This window comes from Bacteroides clarus YIT 12056 (genome assembly GCF_900129655.1).
Classification (GTDB): Bacteria; Bacteroidota; Bacteroidia; order Bacteroidales; family Bacteroidaceae; genus Bacteroides; species Bacteroides clarus.
Map to the genome: position 1 here is coordinate 448,618 of NZ_FQWK01000004.1, position 22,655 is coordinate 471,272.

Below are 22,655 nucleotides of genomic sequence, written 5' to 3' on the forward strand. Positions count from 1 at the left end.
ACAAATTTGTCTTGCGGGATGAAAATATTTATCCCGCAGGACAAAAAATATCGTCCCGTAAGACGAATAAATCCGTCTCGTGAGACGGTTTATTTCATCCCGCAGGACGGAAATTACACATTTACAAAGCGGATAATCAAGACATATCGCAATCATAACAATAAAAATAAAACAACTATCATGAAACAAGAAGAAGAGAAACTGACCGGCGTGCCGGAAAATGCGTTCCGGGAGCTAAAGCCGGGAGAAGTCTACAACCCCTTGATGAGCCCCGACAGGAAATATCCCGAAGTGAACCTCTGGTCGGTACTGTGGGGTATCGCCATGGCGGTTCTGTTTTCGGCGGCGGCAGCCTATCTGGGACTGAAAGTGGGACAAGTATTCGAGGCGGCCATCCCTATCGCCATCATCGCCGTCGGCGTGTCCGGCGCAGCCAAACGCAAGAACGCGCTGGGCGAAAACGTCATCATCCAATCCATCGGAGCCAGTTCCGGGGTAATCGTGGCAGGCGCCATCTTTACCCTGCCCGCACTGTATATCCTGCAGGAAAGCTATCCGCAGGAAATCACCGTAACGTTCGCGCAAGTATTCATCAGCTCGCTGCTGGGCGGTGTGCTGGGTATTCTTTTCCTTATCCCGTTCCGTAAATATTTCGTAAGCGACATGCACGGCAAATACCCCTTCCCCGAAGCGACCGCAACGACGCAGGTGCTTGTATCGGGCGAGAAAGGCGGCAGCCAGGCGAAACCGTTGCTGATGGCGGGTATCATCGGCGGTCTTTACGACTTCATCGTGGCCACCTTCGGATGGTGGAACGAGAATTTCACCACCCGCGTATGCGGCTTCGGCGAAATGCTGGCGGAGAAAGCCAAGCTGGTATTCAAGGTGAATACCGGAGCGGCCGTACTGGGTCTGGGATATATCGTCGGACTGAAATACGCTTCCATCATCTGCGCCGGTTCGCTGGCCGTGTGGTGGATTATCATTCCGGGCATGTCCCTCATCTGGGGCGACAGCGTGCTCAATCAATGGAACCCGGAGATTACCGCCACCGTAGGCGCCATGTCTCCCGAAGAAATCTTCAAATACTACGCCAAGAGCATCGGTATCGGCGGTATCGCAATGGCGGGCATCATCGGCATCATCAAGTCATGGAGCATCATCAAGAGCGCCGTGGGACTGGCCGCCAAAGAGATGGGCGGCAAGGCCGATGCGGAAGCCGGCGTGAAGCGTACGCAACGCGACCTTTCCATGAAGATTATCGCCATCGGTTCCATCATCACGCTGATACTGGTTACGCTGTTCTTCTACTTCGACGTGATGCAGGGCAATCTGCTGCACACGGTGGTGGCTATCCTGCTCGTTGCGGGCATCTCGTTCCTCTTTACCACCGTAGCGGCCAATGCCATTGCCATTGTGGGTACGAATCCGGTATCGGGCATGACGCTCATGACGCTTATCCTTGCATCGGTAGTAATGGTGGCGGTAGGCTTGAAAGGCCCCGGCGGAATGGTGGCGGCTTTGGTGATGGGCGGCGTGGTGTGTACGGCGCTGTCTATGGCGGGCGGTTTCATCACTGACCTGAAAATCGGTTACTGGCTGGGAAGCACCCCCGTCAAGCAGGAAACGTGGAAGTTCCTCGGAACAATCGTTTCGGCGGCTACCGTGGGCGGTGTGATGATTATCCTGAACAAGACTTACGGATTTACCAGCGGACAACTGGCAGCTCCGCAGGCCAACGCAATGGCGGCGGTTATCGAACCGTTGATGAACGGTGTGGGCGCCCCGTGGTTGCTGTACGGCATCGGTGCGGTGTTGGCTATCGTGCTGAACGCTTGTAAGATACCGGCTCTCGCTTTCGCGCTGGGTATGTTCATCCCGCTGGAACTGAACGTTCCGTTGGTGGTGGGCGGCGCCGTAAACTGGTACGTAACCGGTCGCAGCAAAGATGCAGCCCTCAACGCAGAACGCGGTGAGAAAGGTACGCTGCTGGCATCCGGTTTCATTGCAGGCGGCGCGCTGATGGGCGTGGTAAGTGCGGCAATGCGCTTCGGCGGCGTAAACCTGGTGAACGACGCATGGCTCAACAACACATGGTCCGAAGTGCTGGCGCTGGGCGCTTATGCCATCCTGATATTCTATCTCGTCAAAGCTTCGATGAAAACAAAATAAGCCGCGAGGATACTGAAATAAGCTCGGACAATATAAAACGATATTCATCAAATGAATATGTACAGTCAGGTTATACATATTCATTTGATATAAATTAAAGTTCAACATCATGAGAAAAATACTATTCCTATCCCTTTTATTCGCAGCGACGGCACTGTCCGCGCAGAAACCCGTCGAACTGCTGTTGTGGCCTGACGGTGCGCCCAATACCAACGGGCTGACCGGTGCGCAGGAAGATTTGAAAGGCGGACGCGTCGCCAATGTGGTCAATCCGTCCATTACCGTCTACCGTCCGGCCAAACCCAACGGTATGGCCGTCATCATGTGTCCCGGCGGCGGATACGGCCGTCTCGCCATGAACCACGAAGGGCACGACATGGCAGCCTGGTTTACAACGCAAGGCATCACGTATGCGGTGCTGAAGTACCGCATGCCGAACGGGCACAACGAAGTTCCCCTGTCGGACGCCGAGCAAGCCATCCGCCTCGTACGCGGGCATGCCAAAGAATGGGGGCTCAATCCTAACCGTATCGGTATCATGGGAGCATCCGCAGGCGGACATCTGGCAGCCTCTCTTGCCACACTGTACGGCAGTGACGCCACTCGTCCCGACTTTCAGATTCTGTTCTATCCCGTTATCTCCATGCTGAAAGGCGTCACTCACGGCGGTTCACGCAAGAACCTCATCGGCGAGGCTCCTTCTGACGAACTGGAACAGAAATACTCGCTCGAACGGCAGGTATCTCCCCAAACCCCGCAAGCCTTCATCATGCTGTCCGCCGATGACGCAACCGTACTGCCCATCAACGGCATCGGTTACTTCCTCGCCCTGCGCGAACAAAAAGTACCCGCCACGCTGCATGTCTATCCTACTGGCGGCCACGGCTGGGGCTTCCGTGACAACTTCACGTACAAGCGCCAATGGACCGGCGAGTTGGAAAAATGGTTGAGGGAAGGACTTGCCTTTCCGGAATAACAGCACTTCCGAAAACAACACGATTACAACCATCGTCAACCCGTTCAAACCTTAAAACTCCATTATCATGAAAATACAAAGACTACTGATGGCTGCCGCCCTTCTTCCTCTCGCCCTCGCGGCGCAGGAAGACCGGTACGCGCAAATCACCAATCCCCGACTGACAAACATCAACAAAGAACCGCCCCGCAGTACCTTTACCTCTTATACGAACGAGGCGGACGCCGTCATCAACGACCGCAAGAACGGAACATTCCGCATCTCCCTCAACGGAAAGTGGAAGTTCAACTACGTAGAGAACTTCACCGACCGCCCCACCGACTTCATGGATGCCCGGACAGACGTAAGCCGCTGGCCGGACATCGACGTCCCCGGCAACTGGGAAGTGCAGGGTTTCGGCACTCCCATCTACGTCAACCACCCGTACGAATTCTGCTCTTCCGGCTACGCTCCTTACTGGGATAAGCCCAATCCGCCGTACGTGCCCAAGGAATGGAATCCCACGGGAACCTACCGCCGCACCTTCACCCTGCCCGCCGATTGGGAGAGCAAAGAAATCTTCCTGAGCGCCGACGGAGTGCGCGGAGCGGCGTTCTACTACCTCAACGGCAAGTTTGTCGGCATGAACAAAGACGCCAAGACCCCTGCCCGCTTCAACGTTACGTCCTTTGCCCACAGGGGCGAGAACGTGATAGCCATACAGGTACACCGCTTTTCCGACGGCAACTATCTGGAGTGTCAGGACTTTTGGCGCATCAGCGGCATCGAACGGGATATTTACATGTATGCCCGCCCGCAAATACATCTGACGGACTTCAAGGCCGAAACGCCTCTGGACGGAGATTATCGCAACGGAATCCTGAAACTGAAAGTGAAGTTCGCCAACAAAACCGACAAGGAAGTCCCGTTCGTCGTAGGCTATCGCTTGCTGGACAGCAAAGACAGGCAGGTCGCCCAGTCCTCGACCCGTGTGGGTCACGGTCAGACGGAAGTGGAGTTCACCCCCAAGACAATCGAAGCACCGTTGCAATGGACAGCCGAGACGCCCGACCTCTACACGCTCGTTATCAGCCTGAAGCATATCAACGGCGACGTTATCGAGGCCACCAGCTGCAAAGTCGGTTTCCGTACCGTAGAGATAAAGGACAAGCAACTGATGGTAAACGGCAGACCTATCCTCGTGAAAGGCGTCAACTATCACGAGCATAATGAATACACCGGGCATTACGTTCCCGAAGAGCTCATGCTGAAAGACTTCGAGCTTTGGAAGCAGTACAACATAAACACCATCCGCACCTGCCACTACCCGCAACAGGAACGTTTCTATGAGCTGTGCGACCGGTATGGCTTCTACGTCATAGACGAAGCCAATATCGAGAGCCACGGAATGGGCTACAATCTGAGCGTAGGCGGCACGCTGGGAAACAATCCGCTGTTTATGAACGCCCATGTAGACCGCACGCTGAATATGTATGAGCGGGACAAGAATCATCCGAGCATCATCATCTGGTCATTGGGCAACGAAGCGGGAAACGGTCTGAACTTCTACGTCACCTATAACACGCTGAAAGCGCTTGACAGCCGCCCCGTACAATACGAACGCGCCCTGACGGAATGGAATACGGACATCTTCTGCCCCATGTACCACCGCCCCGCCCATATTGAGAAATACGCGCAAGACCCCGAAATGACCCGCCCGCTCATTCTCTGCGAATACGCCCATGCCATGGGGAACAGCCTGGGTAACTTCCAGGATTACTGGAACATCATCGAGAAGTATCCCATCCTGCAAGGCGGTTGCGTCTGGGATTGGGTAGACCAGGGACTTGCCGCCAAGACCGCTGGCGGCCGCAAATACTGGACGTACGGGGGCGATTACGGTGAGTACGGTACTCCGTCCGACGGCAACTTCTGCATCAACGGTGTGGTATATCCCGACCGCAGCGTCAAGCCGCAGACCGAGGAAATGAGAAAGGTGTATCAGAACATCAAGTTCTTCGACTTCGACCGTGTAGCCTTTGTCGTAAAGATACGGAACGACTTCTCCTTTACCAATCTCGACAAATTCGACTTTTATTATATCGTCCGCCATCATGGCAAGGAGATTTACAAAGGACGTATCGAGGACATCAAAGCCGAACCGGGACAGACCGTTACCAGTCCGTTCCTGAATGGCATTCCCGTCGTCAATAACTCCACCGGAGACGTACGCATAGAGTTCTATGCCGCCATCCGTACGTCCGAGCCGTTCCTTCCGGCAGGTACAGTCATCGCGCGCGAACAAACCTATGTATATACTTTCCACAAGGAAAACGCCCCGAAGCAGGCATTCGCCGATTCGGAAGACAATGGCCGGCAAGTCATTTTCTCCGGTGCAGACTTCAAAGCCACATTCGACAAGCAAAGCGGTCTGTTAGTATCTTATCAATACAAGAAGCAGGAATTCATTCACAACGGACAAGGTCCCCGCCCCTTCTTCTGGCGCGCCCCTACCGACAATGATTACGGAGCCAAGCTTCCCGTACGTTTGAAAGCGTGGAAAGAGGCCAGCTATCAGGAACCGAAAGCCGAAAGCTTCAACGTAACGCGTGACAAAGATACTACGGCGGTAAAAGTGACCTACCGCTTCCCGCAGACCGATGCCCGCTGGGATATAACGTATAAGGTGTACGGCAACGGCGTCATCAAGGTGGACAACCGCTTCGTCGCGGAGAATGCCCAGACACCGATGATACCGCGTGTGGGGCTGCGCATGCAACTGCCCGCCCGCATCACCTCGCTGACCTACTACGGCCGGGGTCCGGAAGAGAATTACCGCGACCGCCGCACTTCACAGTTCATCGGCGAATACACGTCGGGCATCAAAGACATGTACGAGCCTTATGTCCGCCCGCAGGAAAACAACCACCGCACGGACATCTATTGGTGCACCCTCACCGACAAGGCGCAAGAAGGCTTGCTGTTTGTAGCCGACCGCACTTTTGAAATGAACGTGTCCAACTATCCGCTGGAAAGCCTGGATAGCGGCGACTCTCTCGAAAACGGCTCTCCCCGTACCGAAAAGACCAACCACCGTCACCTCACCGATCCGCAACCGGAACATTCGGTAGATTTCTTCTTGGATTACCGCATGATGGGCGTAGGCGGCGACAACAGTTGGGGAGCTTTGGCTCATGAACCTTACCTGATATACTGCGGTAAGTGGAATGCCATCGATTATGGTTTTACGATTGTTCCGTTCGACAAGAAAACGGATTTCAAGAGTTTGATATATAAATACTAAACCGTTTGACAATGAAAGCCTTATCAGGCAGAATCCGTGTTTTATCCGGTATGCCTTCCACTTTACTCAGTATATGCTGTACTTTGGCAATCGCATCGTCCGTCTCTGCACAGGAAGCGGACAATGCCATGCTGAAATACGGATTGAGCTTCCTCAAAACTCCCTATGTGGCGCATACGCTGGAAGTGAACGACGAGGAGAAACTCGTAGTCAACTTCGACGAAGTGGATTGCACTACTTTTGTGGAGTATGTGCTGGCTCTGTCACTGTCCCCCGTCAAGGACGGGGCGATAGATAAGGCCGACTATGCGCGAAACCTGCAAAGCATCCGTTACCGTGACGGTAAGATTGACGGTTACACGTCCCGCCTGCATTACATTGCCGATTGGGTTAATAACGGTGTCAGGCATGGCTTCATGGAAGATGTGGCCGCAGCCAACAGTCCTGATACGGTAAGGCTGTCCCTCGATTTCATGTCTACGCATGCCAAAGCGTACAAGCACTTGGAGTCATCTCCCGCCAACATCGGTAAGATGGAAGAAATAGAAAAGTCCCTGTCCGGACAAGTCTTTCATTATATCCCCAAGAACAAGCTGCCCGACAATGGTTTCGGTTGGATAAAGAATGGAGATATCATAGCCATCACCACCAATATTCCGGGATTGGATGTTGTCCATCTGGGGCTTGCCTATTATGAGAGAGGAGTGTTGAAGCTGCTTCACGCTTCTTCTACCCGGAAAATGGTGGTTGTTACGCAGAGGCCGTTGGCACAGATGCTGAAAAACAATAAGAAATTTACGGGGATCAGGGTGTTGAGGATGAAAAAGGACGGACAGTAACAAGGCTGGATAACCCTATCACAGGGCTAAAAAACAAATCAAGGATGTACCTCTATCTCGATAACCGGTACATCCTTGATTTGTTTTTTGTTAGAACGGCAACGGCCCGTCCGACCCCACCCCGCCAAACGGATTGTCCGTTTGAGGCATATAGTCGGCGGCAGACGGTGGCGGTGGCGTAGAAGGACTGCCGATGGGCGCGTTCATACGCGAACCGAACGTAGCTCCCCCGCCACCTTCGGTAGGCGGTGGAATCACCATATCGTCCTCCGGATTCTGGAAGCGGGTGTACTGGCCGATAAAGCGCAGGCGCACATCACCCACGGCACCGTTACGGTGCTTGGCTATGATAATCTCCGCCATACCACGCAAGTCGCTACCGTCGGCGGAAGTATAAATCTTATAATATTCGGGACGATGGATGAAACATACCATATCGGCATCCTGCTCGATGGCTCCGGATTCACGAAGGTCGCTCAACTGCGGGCGCTTGCCCTCTTCTCCTTCACGATTCTCCACACCACGGTTCAACTGCGACAGGGCGATGATAGGGATATTCAACTCCTTGGCCAATCCTTTCAGCGAGCGGGAAATCGTACTCACCTCTTCCTGACGGCTGCCGAACGACATACCGCTGGCATTCATCAACTGAAGGTAGTCGATGATAATGACCCTTACCCCATGCTCGCGAACCAGACGACGGGCTTTGGTACGAAGCTCGAATACGGAAAGAGAAGGAGTATCGTCCACATACAGCGGCGCATCCAGCAAGTCACGCAATTTATAGTCCAGCTGTTGCCATTCGTAGTCGGCAAGCTGTCCGCTCTTAATCTTCTCACTCGGAATTTCGCACACATTGGAGATAAGACGGTTCACCAACTGCACGTTACTCATTTCAAGGGAGAACAGGGCGACAGGGTTGCGGAAATTCACGGCGATGTTCTTTGCCATGGAAAGCACGAACGCCGTTTTACCCATGGCAGGACGGGCGGCTATAATGATAAGGTCGGAGTTCTGCCAACCGGAAGTCATCTTGTCCAGCTTCGTAAATCCGCTCTCGAGGCCGCTCAAACCGTCGGTACGGGCGGCGGCTTTCTGAATAAGGTCGTACGCTTCGGCAATGACCGGATTGATTTGCGTATAGTCCTTCTTCATGTTCTGCTGGGAAATCTCGAACAGTTTGCCTTCGGCTTCCTGCATCAGGTCGTCCACATCGAGCGTCTCGTCGAACGCTTTGGACTGGATATTGCTGGTGAATGTTATCAGCTCGCGCGCCAACGCCTTTTGGGCGATAATACGGGCGTGATATTCGATGTGCGCAGAAGAGGCTACCTTACTGCTGAGCTGGGTTATATAGAACGGACCGCCCACCTCTTCCAAATCTCCGCGTTTGGCCAGCTGCTCTTTGACCGTAAGGATATCCACCGGTTTCTGATTGACCGCCAAGTCCGTAATAGCGGAATATATCAGCTGATGCCGATGCTCGTAAAAAGATTCCGGACGGAGAATTTCACTCACCAATGAATAAGCGTCTTTCTCAATCATCAATGCACCGAGCACAGCCTCTTCCAGCTCCGGCGCCTGCGGCTGGATACGCCCGTAGTCGTTGACGGGCTGGGGTGCTTTTGATTTCGGAGTACGTGTAGTTCGTCTTTGTTCTGCCACTTTTTGAATTAAAAATTGAAAATTAAAAATTAAGAAATAATAGTCGGCCTTTCAAAAGGGAAAGCAAAGATAAATGATTTTATTGATAGCAATCAATAAATCGTTGTTAAGTTTTCAATCTACTATAAACAGAATTCATTAACTTTGTGTCCGGAGCCGCTTTGGCAGCCCGTTTTTTGTTTTTTAATTTTCAATTCTTAATTCTCGGTTTAACAATGCTTACTTTTCCGAACGCTAAAATAAACTTGGGGCTGAACATTACAGAGAAACGCCCGGACGGTTACCATAATCTGGAAACCATTTTCTACCCTATTCCTATTGAAGATGCGCTGGAAATAAACCCGTTGCATGACGGTGACGGAAAATATTGCCTGCATCAGGCAGGTATAGAAATAGCGGGAGAAGCGGAAAACAATCTGGTAGTAAAGGCTTATAAACTGCTGGATGAGTTGTTCGACCTGCCGCCGGTAGATATTCATCTGTTCAAGCGTATTCCCTCGGGAGCCGGATTGGGGGGCGGTTCGGCTGACGCCGCCTTTATGCTGAAACTGCTGAATGAGAAATTCAATCTCGGTTTGAGTCTTGACAAACTGGAAGAACACGCGGCCCGTCTGGGTGCGGATTGCGCTTTCTTTATCCGGAACGCCCCCACTTACGCGGAAGGTATCGGGAATATATTCTCACCTGTTTCTTTGTCGTTGAAGGGGTATCAGCTTTGGTTGGTAAAGCCGGACATATTCGTTTCCACACGGGACGCCTTTTCGCAAATAAAGCCGCGCCGTCCGCAGCGGTCACTAAAGGAGACGATACAGTTGCCCGTTAAAGAATGGAGAGAGTATATGATGAATGACTTTGAAGAGAGCGTGTTTCCTCAATTTCCCGCTATCGGAGAAATAAAGGAAGAGATGTACAGGCAGGGTGCCGTCTATGCGTCAATGAGTGGCTCGGGGTCATCCGTTTACGGGCTGTTTGCCGCTGATGCCGTATTGCCGGATATTGATTTCGGGAAGAAAGCATTTTCCTACAAGGGAAGGCTGAATGTTTGAAATACGAAACATAAAGTATAAAATATGAGGTATCAGGTATGAACCATGCGGACGGGGCATTGTTATACCTCATATTTTATACTTAATGTTTTGTATTTTAAGATGAAAAGATTTAGATTTTGTTTCGTAGCAAGTATGCTACTGCTTGTTTCCGCTTCCGCCTTTGCCAAAGAGCTTCCCGCGAAAATACAGGCTGCCTTTGAGAAGATGTACCCGCAAGCCGTTAATGTGGAATGGGAACAGATGGCGGGATGTTATGTGGCGGAGTTCGTTATGGACAATCGGGAGATAGATGTGTGGTTCGATGAAAATGCCCAATGGGTAATGACGGAGAATGACGTGGAGTCGCTGGAGAAAGTTCCCGCTCCCGTTGCCGAAGCGTTTATGGAAAGCATTATGTCTTCCATGAGATTAAAAGATGTGAGAATAATCACTTTCCCCAAACATCCTACAATAATTGTTATCGAAGTGGAAGTTTACAATTCCAATGAAGAATTCCAACTGTTCTATTCGTCGGACGGAAAGTTACAGCAACAACTGAATGTGAGCGAACTGGGTGGAGAGATTTACCCGGGATTGTTTGATTAAACGTTATTTAAGTATGAAGTATAACCATGCGGTTGGGGCACCGTTATACTTCACACTTTATATTTAAATGTACTTAACTCAGGCTTAGTACACTTCTACTTTCTCGGCTATTCGTTTGGCTTTATCGCGCAGCGTATCAAGGTCGCTGCCCAGCGGCGCATAGCATAATACAACGCCCATACGGCGATTGACACGGGTAGTCGGTTTGCCGAAGATGCGCAAGTAAGTATCTTCTTCTTTGGCCACCTCTTCCATACCGCGATAGTTAGGACGCTCCTGACTGGCAATGGACGACAGGATAACGGCACTTGCACCGATCCGCTCCTGCTTGATACCCGGAATAGGCAGGCCAAGTACGGCACGGCAATGCAATTCGAATTCATTCAGATTTTGCGTTCCTGCCAGTGTCACCATACCCGTATCGTGCGGACGCGGAGAGAGTTCGGAGAAGTAAACACCGTTCTCATGGCTCAGGAAGAATTCCACTCCCCACAAACCGGCGCCTGTCAGGGCACGGGTTACTTTCTCTGCCATATCCTGCGCTTCCTTTAAATGAGCGGGATCGATATGGGCAGGCTGGAAACTCTCGCGATAGTCACCACCCTTTTGTACGTGGCCGATAGGCGGACAGAACAGAGTGGGACCATTCTTTTGGGTAACTGTCAGCAAGGTTATCTCACTGTCGAACTTAATGAACTCTTCGATGATAAGCTCCTTTATATCTCCACGGCTACCATTGCAACCGTATTCCCAGGCATGCTCCAGTTCGTCGGCGCTCTTCACGAGCGATTGTCCCTTACCGGAAGAAGACATCAACGGTTTTACCACACAGGGGAAACCGATTTTTTCGGCAGCGGCTTTCAGTTCGTCCAAAGAAGTGGCATAGAAATATTTGGCGGTCTTCAGTCCCAGTTCCTTGGCGGCGAGGTCGCGGATGGCTTTACGGTTCATGGTAAAGTTTACTGCGCGCGCGCTGGGCACAACCTGAATACCTTCTTTCTCAAAATCGTACAAGCGTTCCGTACGGATAGCCTCAATTTCCGGTACAATAATATCCGGCCGGTGTTTGCGTACTACACGTTCCAATGCGTCACCGTCCAGCATACTGAACACTTCGCATTCGTCTGCCACTTGCATGGCGGGTGCTCCGGCATAAGAGTCGCAGGCAATGATGTATTGCCCCTTGCGCTGAGCGGAAATCACGAATTCCTTACCCAGCTCACCGGAACCTAACAGTAAAATCTTTTTCATTTCAGTATCAGTTATTATAGAATTATCGCAAAGATAGGGAGAAAAAACGATATAAAAAGAAATACGGGAAGTTAACTTCATTCACCGTATCGAGTTAACTTCCCGTAATTATGATATTAACATATTACTACCCACTTGGTTAACTTCACAGAGGCTATGAAGTTAACCAAATGCAGATGCTGTTATTGATGTTGCTCTCTCAACAAGTCGTTCACCGTCTTAACCGGATTGAATGTAGTCAGGGGTACTTCTACAAAGACCGTGTTCCAATCGCTCATCGCACCGTTCCAAAGTCCGGGAAGTTCCAGGGCTTTCAAGTCTTTACCGTTCTTCGACTTATAGGAAATAAAGCCTGTTGCCTTATCCACATACTTCACCAAGTCAAATTTGTGACCTTTATAATCGCGTACGGCGCAAACCAAATCTACCGGATTGAAGTGCGTACCCTTTTCAAACATATCTTTCTTCTCCGGATCGTTCATGTCAATCTGTGAGCTTTCGAGGATTTGCAGGGAAATCGTACCGTCACTGTTATATGCAAGGAACGGGCCGCCACCCGGCTCGCCTACGTTCTTCACCATACCGCAAACACGCATCGGGCGGTTCAGCTTTTCTTTCAGGTAAATCACCAGTTCGGCATCTTCCAGGTTCTTCGTTTCCGGATTCTTGCAGAACAGCTTCTTCTGTACAAACTGCAGGATGTCGAGAATCTGTTCGTGCGTATATTTGCCGCTGTCCAGCAGTTGCAGGTAAGCGAATGCCTGCTGCTGCAACGTGATGAGTACGCCCGCAATCAGTTTCTTATATAATACGGTATCGCCCTTCAGCTTATCGGGCACTACGTTATCGATGTTCTTGATGAAGATTACATCGGCATCGAGGTCGTTCAGGTTTTCAATCAATGCGCCGTGGCCGCCCGGACGGAACAGGAGCTTGCCGTTATCGCGGAAAGGTTTGTTTTCCATATCGGCGGCAATGGTATCGGTGCTCGGCTTCTGCTCGGAGAAGCTGATATTGTAATCCACACCGTATTTCTTGGCATAGGCGGCCGCTTTCTCGTCCACCAAAGCCTTGAATAGCGCACGATGTTCGGGAGATACGGTGAAATGCACATTCACCTTGCCGTTCTTGTTGGCCGCATAGAGCGCACCTTCCACCAGATGCTCTTCCAACGGGGTACGGCTGCCATCTTCGTACTTATGGAACTTCAACAGTCCTTTCGGAAGCGCACCGTAATTCAAGCCCGCCGATTCGAGCAATGCGGCAACCACAGCTTTGTAATTTCCGGCGGCCAGCAACGCGGGAATATCTTTACCGGCTGTTTTTTGGCATGCGGCATTCAAGTCATCGTAAAAAGCAAACTTCTCGATTTTCTCGAAGAATGTTTTCTCAAAACTTGACTGGGGAGCATCGTATTCCGCTCCGAGGAATTCAAATAAATTCTTAAACATACGGCTTGCCGCGCCCGATGCCGGAACAAACTTCACAACCGTCTTGTCTGTCTGAGTGTATGTTTCCCACGCATTCAGATATTTTTTCTGCTCATCGGCGTCCGGAGCCAGTATACCTTGCTCTACGGAAGCGGCGGCAGATAACTTTAAATATGGAAATCCTTTTTCGAAACAGGCCAGTTGTTCGGCAATCTGCTCTTCTGATATGCCTTTCTTGGCAAGCAGTTCTTTGTCTTGGAGTGTTATCATAATATCTAAATTTATTAATTGATGCCCAAAAATACAAAAAAAGCGGAAGTGCCATCAAGAAAAAGAAGAAAAAAACTACCTTTACAGCAGAAAATACGGACGATTATGGAAACAGATGAATTTTTCACTACCGGAGAGAAGCGTTTGCTCTTCGTACTCTACCGAAAATTATTGCAACTTTCAGGGGAAACACTCCACAAAGGCGATTGCAAAAAGCTGAAAACACATCTTGTAAACTCTATACGGAATAACCGCATACAACGGGACATCTTCGGCCTGAATCCGGTTATCAAGGATATGCAGACCGCCGTTATCGTAGCGGAAGAAATAGGCATGAAGCGCGCCTCCATTCTGGGACTGATGCTTCACGACTCCGTACGCTGCGGCACTTGTACTTCCGAAGAAGTGGAACGGAACTACGGCGAAGATGTAGCGGGCATCATACGAGGATTGATACGGGTAAACGAGCTTTACTCCAAAAGCCCCACTATCGAGTCGGAAAACTTCCGTAACCTGCTGCTGTCCTTTGCGGAAGACATGCGCGTTATCCTCATTATGATTGCCGACCGCGTGAACATCATGCGTCAGATAAAGGATTGTGAGCATGACGAAGCGCGCAAACAGGTGGCCAATGAAGCCGCTTATCTATATGCTCCTCTCGCCCACAAGCTGGGTTTGTACAAACTGAAATCGGAACTGGAAGACCTTTCACTGAAATATACGGAGAAAGACGTTTACTATCACATCAAGGAGAAGCTGAACGCAACCAAAGCTTCACGCGACAAGTATATAGCCGCTTTCATCGCTCCGGTACAGAAAAAGCTGGAAGATGCGGGACTGCACTTCCACATCAAGGGACGCACCAAGTCCATTCACTCCATCTACCAGAAGATGAAAAAGCAGAAGTGTCCTTTCGAGGGCGTGTACGACTTGTTCGCAATCCGTGTGATTCTGGATTCTAAGGTAGAAAAAGAGAAACTGGAATGTTGGCAGGCATATTCCATCGTAACGGATATGTACCAGCCCAACCCGAAGCGTCTGCGCGACTGGCTGTCCGTGCCTAAAAGCAACGGATACGAATCGCTGCACATCACCGTGATGGGTCCCGAGGGCAAGTGGGTGGAAGTGCAGATTCGTACCGAACGCATGGACGAAATAGCTGAACGGGGTCTTGCCGCCCACTGGCGATATAAAGGAATCAAAGGCGAAAGCGGCTTGGACGAATGGCTGACTTCCGTGCGTGAAGCGTTGGAAAACTCCGACAGCAGCGGATTGGAGACCATGGATCAGTTCAAGCTGGACTTATACGAAGACGAGGTATTCGTCTTTACCCCCAAAGGGGATTTGTTCAAACTGGGTAAAGGTTCCACCGTACTCGACTTCGCATTCCACATCCACAGCAAACTGGGCTGTAAATGTATCGGAGCGAAAGTAAACGGCAGGAATGCACAGCTCAAGCAGATATTGAACAGTGGCGATCAGGTGGAAATCATGACTTCCAATACCCAGACGCCCAAGCAAGGCTGGCTGAACATCGTCACTACTTCCAAAGCACGCACCAAGATACGGCAGGCGCTCAAAGAAATGGCTGCCCGCCAGCACGCATTTGCCAAAGAAACGCTGGAACGTAAATTCAAAAACCGGAAGATAGAATATGACGAGGGTACGATGATGCGCCTCATCAAGCGTCTCGGCTTCAAAGTGGTAACGGATTTTTATCAGAGCATTGCCGACGAAACGCTCGACGTCAACGACATCATAGACAAGTACCTCGAACTGCAAAAGCGGGAGAATGATACGCATGATGACATCGTGTACCGTAGCGCCGAGGGCTATAACCTGCAAGCCGCCACCCTGCCCGAAGAAACAACCGCCAAAGAGGATGTGCTCGTCATCGACCAGAACCTGAAAGGCCTGGACTTCAAGCTGGCACGCTGTTGCAATCCTATCTACGGAGACGAGGTATTCGGTTTTGTCACCGTAAGCGGCGGCATCAAGATACATCGTTGCGACTGTCCGAATGCCAGCGACTTACGCGAACGTTTCGGATACCGTATCGTCAAGGCGCGTTGGGCGGGTAAGTCACAAGGTACGCAATATCCCATTACGCTACGTGTGGTAGGCCATGACGACATAGGTATCGTAACCAATATCACTTCCATCATCTCCAAAGAGACCGGAATTACGTTGCGAAGCATCGGCATCGATTCTCACGACGGATTATTCTCAGGTACGCTTACCGTCATGGTAGGCGATACCGGACGACTGGAAGCGCTTATCAAAAAGCTGAGGACAATAAAGGGAGTAAAGCAAGTGTCACGAAACTGACAGCGTAATTCTAAAGTTCAACACTGCGTTTCTAAAGTTCAACTTTACCCCCAAGTTAAACCCTATGTTCCCCAAGTCCGACGTCACGGCCTTTATTTTTCAATTTTTAATTCTCAATTCTCAATTTACCAATTATGCAATACGATTTCAAAAAACAGCTCCGCAGTTTCGGTTATGCCTGGCAGGGTATCCTGAGTTGTGTAGGCAAAGAGCAGAACCTGAGTTTTCATTTGATTGCCACAGTGATCGTAATCATTGCAGGATTTGTTTTGGGGATTACACATACCGAATGGACAGTGATAATTCTGTGTATCAGTATAGTGATTGCCGCCGAGCTGTTTAATACCGCCATTGAGAAACTGGTCGATTTAGTATCTCCCGAGCGGCATCCCATTGCGGGACAGGTAAAAGACATTGCCGCCGGAGCAGTGCTGGTATGCGCTGTTGCGGCGGCAATTATAGGATTGATTATCTTTATACCCTACTTTAGTGGATTATAAAATAAGTAAATGGTGAAATCAATCACCTCACCTTTTTTCTTTTATAGTAGGGATACGTCAGCAGGACGAAGAAGAACAATGCAAGCAGGGCGGCTACACCGGCTGCATGATAGAGCAAGTACGCATCCGACAACCGGCAAGCTGTTGCCAGACCCGCCAAAAGTCCTGTTTCCATAGCCAGATAACAAGTCGTATTGCCCGTTCCTCTTTGGCAATGATGCGACAGTTTCACAAACATCCTTGTAAACGGTATCGTAAGAAGCACCAATACACCCAATGTCAAGAATGCGATGTAATCTCCTACATATAATAAAGGCAGCAATACACCCGGCACAAAAGCAATCAGCAGCATATTCAGTGCAGGCACCCATGCACGCGGTAGCAGGAAGCGGTCTAAACTGCATAGCTTCATCCCGATAGGCGCACGGAAAGCGACATATACCCTTGATGTGAAATACATGCTGAGAACTCCCACTGCAATAGCCAGGTAAACGACTGTACGGAAGCCGTAAAGGTCGTACAGCAAGATACCTATTCCCGCTCCTATCAGCATGCCCAAGCGTGCAGACCATGCATATACCATATTGCCCGCGCTGCGCCTCGCCGATGTGGTGATGTCGATGGCTACCGTAATGCCCGCTGTCGTTGCCAGTCCGAAGCAGCCCCCCTGCACCAACGCAAGCAGCAACAGTTTGATATAGCTGTCTGCAAAGGCATAGCCCGCCGTCGCCGCCAGCATGGCAAGGGTGGAATAAAGCAATACGTTCTTCCGCTTGTATTCATCGCACAGATAAGCATGAAACGGGCCTACCGCAAACATTGCCGCCGCAAATACCAGAAACATGCTCCCTGCCTGAGGGAAGGATATGCCCAGTCGCTCCGGCATTACGAACGAAAGTACGGGAAAGAGCATATAGACGGATACAAACAGTAACAGGTTGGCCGCGCACATCCGCCAGAAGTTGAGCGTCATGAGCCCGTTAGTACTGTTCTTTCTCATTCGGGAAGTCTAAGTTCTTCACATCGGAGATGTAATGACTGATAGCGTCCGTCATTACAGTATGAAGGTCGGCATAGCGACGCAGGAAACGGGGACGGAAACCGTTGTTCATGCCCAGCATATCCTGCACAACCAGTACCTGACCGTCTACACCGCCACCGGCACCGATACCGATGATAGGAATGGTCAGTTCGCTTGCCACACGTTCCGCCAATGCGGCGGGAATCTTTTCCAATACAATGGCGAAGCATCCGGCTTCTTCCAGCAGATGGGCGTCGCGTATCAGCTTTTCCGCTTCCGAATCGTCTTTGGCACGCACCGTATATGTTCCGTATTTATTGATGGATTGCGGCATCAGTCCGAGGTGTCCCATGATAGGAATACCGGCACTGAGAATACGTTTTACCGTCCCGATGATTTCTTCCCCGCCTTCCAGCTTCAGAGCGTCTGCATGGCTCTCCTTCATAATACGGATGGCAGAGGCAAGGCCTTCCATTTCATTTCCCTGATAGGAACCGAACGGCATATCCACCACTACCATTGCGCGCTTTACGCCACGGACAACGGACTTGGCATGATAAATCATCTGGTCGAGGGTTATCGGAAGTGTGGTCACGTTACCCGCCATTACATTGGAAGCGGAGTCGCCTACCAGAATAACGTCCATACCTGCGCCGTCCACAATCTGCGCCATGGTATAGTCATAGGAAGTCAACATTGATATTTTTTCACCTCTTTGTTTCATCTCAACGAGGCGATGCGTAGTTACTTTACGAGTGTCGTCTGAAATATATCCAGCCATGATAATTATGTGTTTAATGATTTTTTAGCGGCGCAAAGTTAGCGCTTTTTCCCATTACTTGTGCACTTGAAGCATTTTATCGTAAGTAAAGCCCGTAAAATCATCTAATACACAATGACATAACGGAGCGATAGCCTCACGGGAGTTTGTTGTTGCCAGCCCTATAACGGTGGCTTCGGATGCCACACCCGCTTTCAGTCCGTTAAAGGAATCCTCAAATACGTAGGTAGTGGCGGGAGTTGTGCCGAATACTTCCATCCCGAGCAGAAAACAGTCGGGAGCCGGTTTTGAGTGGGCAAACATTTCGGCGGTAAGAATTCTGTCGAACATGGTCTCCACCTCAGGACGGGCACGATAGACGGCAGCCATTTTCCGGTCGTTGGAACTGGTGACAACTGCCATTTTCACATGGTTACGACGCAGGTCGGCGATAAAATCGAGCACGCCGGGGATGTAGTCATAGGCCATATCCTGTTCAAAATGATTGAGGGCGGCTGTGATTTCCTGTTGTTCCTTTGTTTTCCCGGCGAAAAAGGTATCGCAAATGTAGGTCATTGTCTGGCCTTTTATGCGGCTCTCCAAATCGTCCATACCCAGATAATCGACACCGACTTTGTGCCAAAAGATAGAATACTGCGTTTCGGTATCCATCACCACTCCGTCGAAATCGAAAAGGACGGCTGTTGTTTTTATTGTATCCATGTTTAAAACAAATATAATATTCGGGTGCAAAGGTCTGAATAATCATCGAACTGAGCAAATATTTCTTATCTTTGCAAAAGCTTAATTGACGTATATCAAATGAACGATCCGCATATCTTAGGAACCGAACGAATCGGCAAGCTTCTTGTACAGTATTCCATCCCTGCCATTATCGGTATGACAATAACTTCACTGTACAACATCATCGACAGCATTTTTATCGGTCATGGCGTAGGTGCCATGGGTATTGCCGGACTTGCCATAACTTTTCCGTTGATGAATTTGGTGGTCGCTTTTTGTACGGTAGTCTCGGCAGGCGGCTCCACCATATCATCCATACGTCTGGGGCAGAAAGATGTGGACGGAGCCACAGAAGTGCTGAACCACACCCTGACGCTCTGCCTCGTTAACTCATTCTTGTTCGGCGGTATCTCTTTTATCTTCCTGGACGAAATCCTGCGCTTTTTCGGCGCCAGCAACGAAACGCTGCCTTATGCGCGGAACTTCATGCAGGTAATTCTGCTGGGTACGCCTGTGACATATACGATGATAGGGCTGAACAACATCATGCGTGCCACGGGTTATCCCAAGAAAGCGATGCTGACCTCGATGGTTACGGTGGTGTGCAACATTATTCTCGCCCCTATCTTCATCTTCCACTTCGACTGGGGTATCCGCGGAGCGGCAACGGCAACGGTCATTTCGCAATTTATCGGCATGATATGGGTGGTAAGCCACTTCCTGCAAAAGACAAGCATCGTACGCTTGCACCCGGGCTTCTGGAAGATGAAAAAACGTATTATCAGCAGCATTTTCTCCATAGGGATGTCTCCGTTCCTGATGAATGTAACGGCATGCGTCATCGTTATCATCGTGAACAACAGCCTGCAACGTTATGGCGGCGATATGGCTATCGGTGCTTACGGCATCATGAACCGGCTGCTGGTGCTTTACGTAATGATTGTATTGGGACTGACGATGGGCATGCAGCCTATCGTGGGCTACAACTTCGGAGCGCAGAAACACGACCGTGTAAAGGCGACACTACGTCTGAGCATCATTACGGGCGTATGTATCACCAGTACGGGCTTTATCATCTGCGAACTGTTTCCTCATGCCGTATCGGCCATCTTTACGAGTGACGAGCAGCTGATTGATATGGCTTCCAGAGGGGTGCGTATCGGCATAGCCATGTTCCCGCTGGTAGGTGCCCAAATCGTTATCGGTAACTTCTTCCAAAGCATCGGAAAAGCTAAAATCAGCATATTCCTGTCTCTCACCCGACAACTGTTATATTTACTGCCGGGACTGATTATCCTCCCCCGTTATATGGGACTGGACGGTATCTGGACATGTATGCCCGTATCGGATTTCTTTGCATTCGTTACGGCTGTCATTGCGCTGTGGATATACGTAAAGAAGTTGAAGAGACTACCGTCTCCCCAACTTCCTTCTTAAAAAAACCACAAATACTTTTCTTTTATTCGCTCTTGATACTGTTGACCGGATTCTCATTGGCAATCCGCCATGCCTTAACTACCACAACCAACACAATTAGTACTAACAACGCCACTCCCACCCCGATGAACCAGCCGGGAGAAAGCAGCGTCCCATCCGGAAATTGTTCCATCCAAATGCCGGAAACGTACCATGAGAAAGCAATACCTATCAGTACTGCTCCCACAGCCACCTTCAAGATACCGGCAGAAAGCAAACGCAATATGGAAGAAGCCTCGGCTCCATTCACCTTACGAATGGTTATTTCCTTGCTGCGACGCTGTGTTTCGTCGCTGACATAACCTATCAGTCCCATCAGGACGATAAGCAATATACATCCCGAAGTCACCGTCACAATGTTGCGAAAGCGGGACACACTTTCATTCTGCCATTCACGTATTTCTTGATAAGTGGAGAATTCCAACATTTTGTTCGGATAAGCTTCCTTTACAAAGGCGTTCAGCTTTCTTAAATTCTCTTCCTCCGGTTCTTTCAGGCGTACATTGAAAGTGCGGTCGCGGTCGTTCATAATGAAGGCCGTACAAGTCTGCTCGTTGAAGAAACCCATATTCCGCACATCATCCACCACGCCCACAATCGTAGGAGACTCCTGCAATCCTGCCCATGAAGGTTTTATCGGCAGCTTCCGTCCTATCACGTTATTCTGCCATTTCATAGTCCGTACCGTCTCCTTGCCCACCACGGCTTCGCCGACATGCTGCGGAAACGCACCTTCCAATAGCTTCAATCCTGTTACTTTCGGAAAGTCCTTATCTATAAGCATGAAGTGTAGCGGACACAGAAAATTGCCTTGCGCATCGGTCAGACGGTTCGTACTGTAATGCTGCAACAGCATTTTGCTGCTGCATGCCACCGCTTCCACGTAAGGTTGGCGTCTAATGGCATCGGATATTCCCTCATTCTCCTCTATCGCTCCATTGACAGAGCCTACTGCCAGCCGTTCGGTTTGAAAGCCGACATGACGGCTCACCACTTCCCGGTATTGCCATACCGTAGTGAGCAACACCCCCAAGATAAAAGCCACTCCCATGAACTGCACAAAGAGCAGTCCGCGCTTCCACGAACGTTTGCCCTCCGTATAGCGGCGAAACACCTGTGTCACGGGAATACGCGCATACATGCGCCCCGGTAATGCTCCCGCCACTACAAAGAGCAGCAATACCGTCAGTAGCGGCACGTAGAGGTTGCTCCATGTAAACAAGTCCGCCAACCGTGCGCCCAACATCCCTTCGATGCGTTCTCCAAAAAAATACATCAGCAGCAGGCACGCTACCGTGGACACGAGTACCAATATTCCCGTTTCCCACAAAAACAAGCCCAGTATATGCCCCTCACCGGCTCCGCTGCACTTATGCACGCCCACCATTTTAGCCCGCCAGCTCATAGAGGCAATTGCCGCCAGCACATAGTTCATAACCGACACAAAGAAAATAGAAAAGCCCAGCACCCCCATAATGAGCAACTTGCGTTGCGCATCGGGCTGGCTCCGGTGAATCTCACGTATCGGTATCACGCTATACTCCGTCACTACGGATTCTCCCAAATGGGGGTCGGTGTATTGCTCCACTGCCTTTTGCACACGTCGGTTCATGATATCCACATCACTTGGCTGTTTCAGCCGGAAAAGAATATGATAAATGTTGTTCGTTCCCCATGTGCCTGCCCCATATCCCCAATCCAATACGGCGTCGGAAAGCAGAATTTCGTGGGGAAAGTTCGTATTGCGTGGCACTTCCCGATAAATACCCCGAATGGTGACATTGAACATCTTCTCTACGGAAAGCTCCTTGCCTATGGGATCCTCATCACCGAAGATGCGACGTGCCATACTTTGTGAGATAAAAGCATTCTGCATCAGGGCAAGGTCATTGGGATTACCTTTCAGCACTTCCAGACCGGTGGTACGGAAATAGAGCGTATCTACACACAACATAGGCGTATCTTCCAGTTTCTTGCCATCTTTGTAGAAAGTGGCCTGAAAGAAGTTGGAAGTCAGACTGGCACATTCCACCTGCTCGGGCATTGCCTCCCACAAGTCGGCAGCCGCAGGACGATAAGTACCGTAATTGTACCCTTTCTCCGGGATTCCGTCTTTGGTATTGCGCATCCGAAGCATCACCAACCGTTCCGGGTCTTGATAGAAGTTCTCATAACTAAACTCATAAGCAATCTGTGAGAACAGCAGAATACCTACAAATAAGCCCAGTGTAAGAGATACCGTCTTTACCACATTGCTACCCCGTCCGCGCAGTAACGTTTGTATCGTATAATACAATTGTCTCATG

Annotated in this window: 16 protein-coding genes; 9 read left to right on the forward strand and 7 right to left on the reverse strand. The window is 50.3% G+C overall.

Annotation, left to right across the window (positions count from 1 at the left end; genetic code table 11):
- Window positions 1-180: 180 nt before the first annotated feature.
- The 4 genes from BUB52_RS09285 (at window position 181) to BUB52_RS09300 (ending at window position 7,270) form a co-directional block, all read left to right on the forward strand.
- Window positions 181-2,172 (forward strand): OPT family oligopeptide transporter, encoded by a 1,992-nt coding sequence (locus BUB52_RS09285; RefSeq protein ID WP_039950403.1) that lies wholly within the window; start codon window positions 181-183, stop codon window positions 2,170-2,172.
- A 109-nt stretch (window positions 2,173-2,281) separates the two neighbouring features.
- Window positions 2,282-3,148, forward strand: coding sequence for an alpha/beta hydrolase (locus tag BUB52_RS09290; protein ID WP_009120832.1), 867 nt, complete (start codon window positions 2,282-2,284; stop codon window positions 3,146-3,148).
- Window positions 3,149-3,215: 67 nt separating this feature from the next.
- The gene (locus BUB52_RS09295) at window positions 3,216-6,431 is read left to right on the forward strand and encodes a glycoside hydrolase family 2 TIM barrel-domain containing protein (RefSeq protein ID WP_039950309.1); all 3,216 of its coding nucleotides are present in this window, start codon (window positions 3,216-3,218) and stop codon (window positions 6,429-6,431) included.
- Between the two features lie 11 nt (window positions 6,432-6,442).
- Window positions 6,443-7,270 (forward strand): N-acetylmuramoyl-L-alanine amidase-like domain-containing protein, encoded by an 828-nt coding sequence (locus BUB52_RS09300; RefSeq protein ID WP_009120829.1) that lies wholly within the window; start codon window positions 6,443-6,445, stop codon window positions 7,268-7,270.
- A 90-nt stretch (window positions 7,271-7,360) separates the two neighbouring features.
- Here the strand turns inward: BUB52_RS09300 and dnaB are convergent, their stop codons facing one another.
- Window positions 7,361-8,935 carry a replicative DNA helicase gene (gene dnaB / locus BUB52_RS09305; RefSeq protein ID WP_009120828.1) on the reverse strand — a complete coding sequence of 525 codons (1,575 nt, stop codon included), beginning with the start codon at window positions 8,933-8,935 and terminating at the stop codon, window positions 7,361-7,363.
- A gap of 215 nt (window positions 8,936-9,150) precedes the next feature.
- On the opposite strand from dnaB, the gene ispE reads away from it, so the two are divergent.
- Together ispE and BUB52_RS09315 are read left to right on the forward strand one after the other, a co-directional pair.
- Window positions 9,151-9,981, forward strand: a complete 831-nt coding sequence (gene ispE / locus BUB52_RS09310; RefSeq protein ID WP_039950401.1) for a 4-(cytidine 5'-diphospho)-2-C-methyl-D-erythritol kinase — start codon at window positions 9,151-9,153, stop codon at window positions 9,979-9,981.
- Window positions 9,982-10,083: 102 nt separating this feature from the next.
- Window positions 10,084-10,569: a PepSY-like domain-containing protein gene (locus tag BUB52_RS09315; RefSeq protein ID WP_039950307.1), complete on the forward strand. Its 486-nt coding sequence runs from the start codon at window positions 10,084-10,086 to the stop codon at window positions 10,567-10,569.
- 84 nt (window positions 10,570-10,653) lie between these two features.
- On the opposite strand, the gene purT is transcribed toward BUB52_RS09315, so the two are convergent.
- Both purT and BUB52_RS09325 read right to left on the reverse strand, forming a co-directional pair.
- The gene (gene purT, locus BUB52_RS09320; RefSeq protein ID WP_009120825.1) at window positions 10,654-11,820 is read right to left on the reverse strand and encodes a formate-dependent phosphoribosylglycinamide formyltransferase; all 1,167 of its coding nucleotides are present in this window, start codon (window positions 11,818-11,820) and stop codon (window positions 10,654-10,656) included.
- A gap of 182 nt (window positions 11,821-12,002) precedes the next feature.
- Complete coding sequence (locus BUB52_RS09325) at window positions 12,003-13,520, reverse strand: DUF4301 family protein (protein ID WP_009120824.1); 1,518 nt, start codon at window positions 13,518-13,520, stop codon at window positions 12,003-12,005.
- Window positions 13,521-13,625: 105 nt separating this feature from the next.
- Between BUB52_RS09325 and BUB52_RS09330 the strand changes: the two genes are divergently transcribed.
- Window positions 13,626-15,848, forward strand: a complete 2,223-nt coding sequence (locus BUB52_RS09330) for a RelA/SpoT family protein (RefSeq protein ID WP_039950306.1) — start codon at window positions 13,626-13,628, stop codon at window positions 15,846-15,848.
- Window positions 15,849-15,982: 134 nt separating this feature from the next.
- Window positions 15,983-16,348 (forward strand): diacylglycerol kinase family protein, encoded by a 366-nt coding sequence (locus BUB52_RS09335; RefSeq protein ID WP_009120822.1) that lies wholly within the window; start codon window positions 15,983-15,985, stop codon window positions 16,346-16,348.
- Between the two features lie 22 nt (window positions 16,349-16,370).
- Here BUB52_RS09335 and BUB52_RS09340 read toward each other — a convergent pair whose 3' ends face one another.
- From BUB52_RS09340 to BUB52_RS09350, 3 genes are read right to left on the reverse strand one after another with little or no spacing between them, the layout of a single operon-like run.
- The gene (locus BUB52_RS09340) at window positions 16,371-17,348 is read right to left on the reverse strand and encodes an MFS transporter (protein ID WP_009120821.1); all 978 of its coding nucleotides are present in this window, start codon (window positions 17,346-17,348) and stop codon (window positions 16,371-16,373) included.
- On the reverse strand, window positions 17,329-18,150 hold the full coding sequence (gene panB / locus BUB52_RS09345; RefSeq protein WP_009120820.1) for a 3-methyl-2-oxobutanoate hydroxymethyltransferase: 822 nt from the start codon (window positions 18,148-18,150) through the stop codon (window positions 17,329-17,331). Before panB ends, BUB52_RS09340 begins: the two co-directional genes overlap by 20 nt.
- 54 nt (window positions 18,151-18,204) lie before the next feature.
- The gene (locus BUB52_RS09350; protein ID WP_009120819.1) at window positions 18,205-18,852 is read right to left on the reverse strand and encodes an HAD family hydrolase; all 648 of its coding nucleotides are present in this window, start codon (window positions 18,850-18,852) and stop codon (window positions 18,205-18,207) included.
- 99 nt (window positions 18,853-18,951) lie between these two features.
- Between BUB52_RS09350 and BUB52_RS09355 the strand changes: the two genes are divergently transcribed.
- Window positions 18,952-20,310, forward strand: a complete 1,359-nt coding sequence (locus tag BUB52_RS09355; RefSeq protein WP_009120818.1) for an MATE family efflux transporter — start codon at window positions 18,952-18,954, stop codon at window positions 20,308-20,310.
- A gap of 22 nt (window positions 20,311-20,332) precedes the next feature.
- On the opposite strand, the gene BUB52_RS09360 is transcribed toward BUB52_RS09355, so the two are convergent.
- Window positions 20,333-22,654 (reverse strand): ABC transporter permease, encoded by a 2,322-nt coding sequence (locus tag BUB52_RS09360; protein WP_009120817.1) that lies wholly within the window; start codon window positions 22,652-22,654, stop codon window positions 20,333-20,335.
- Between the last annotated feature and the right edge of the window lies 1 nt (window position 22,655).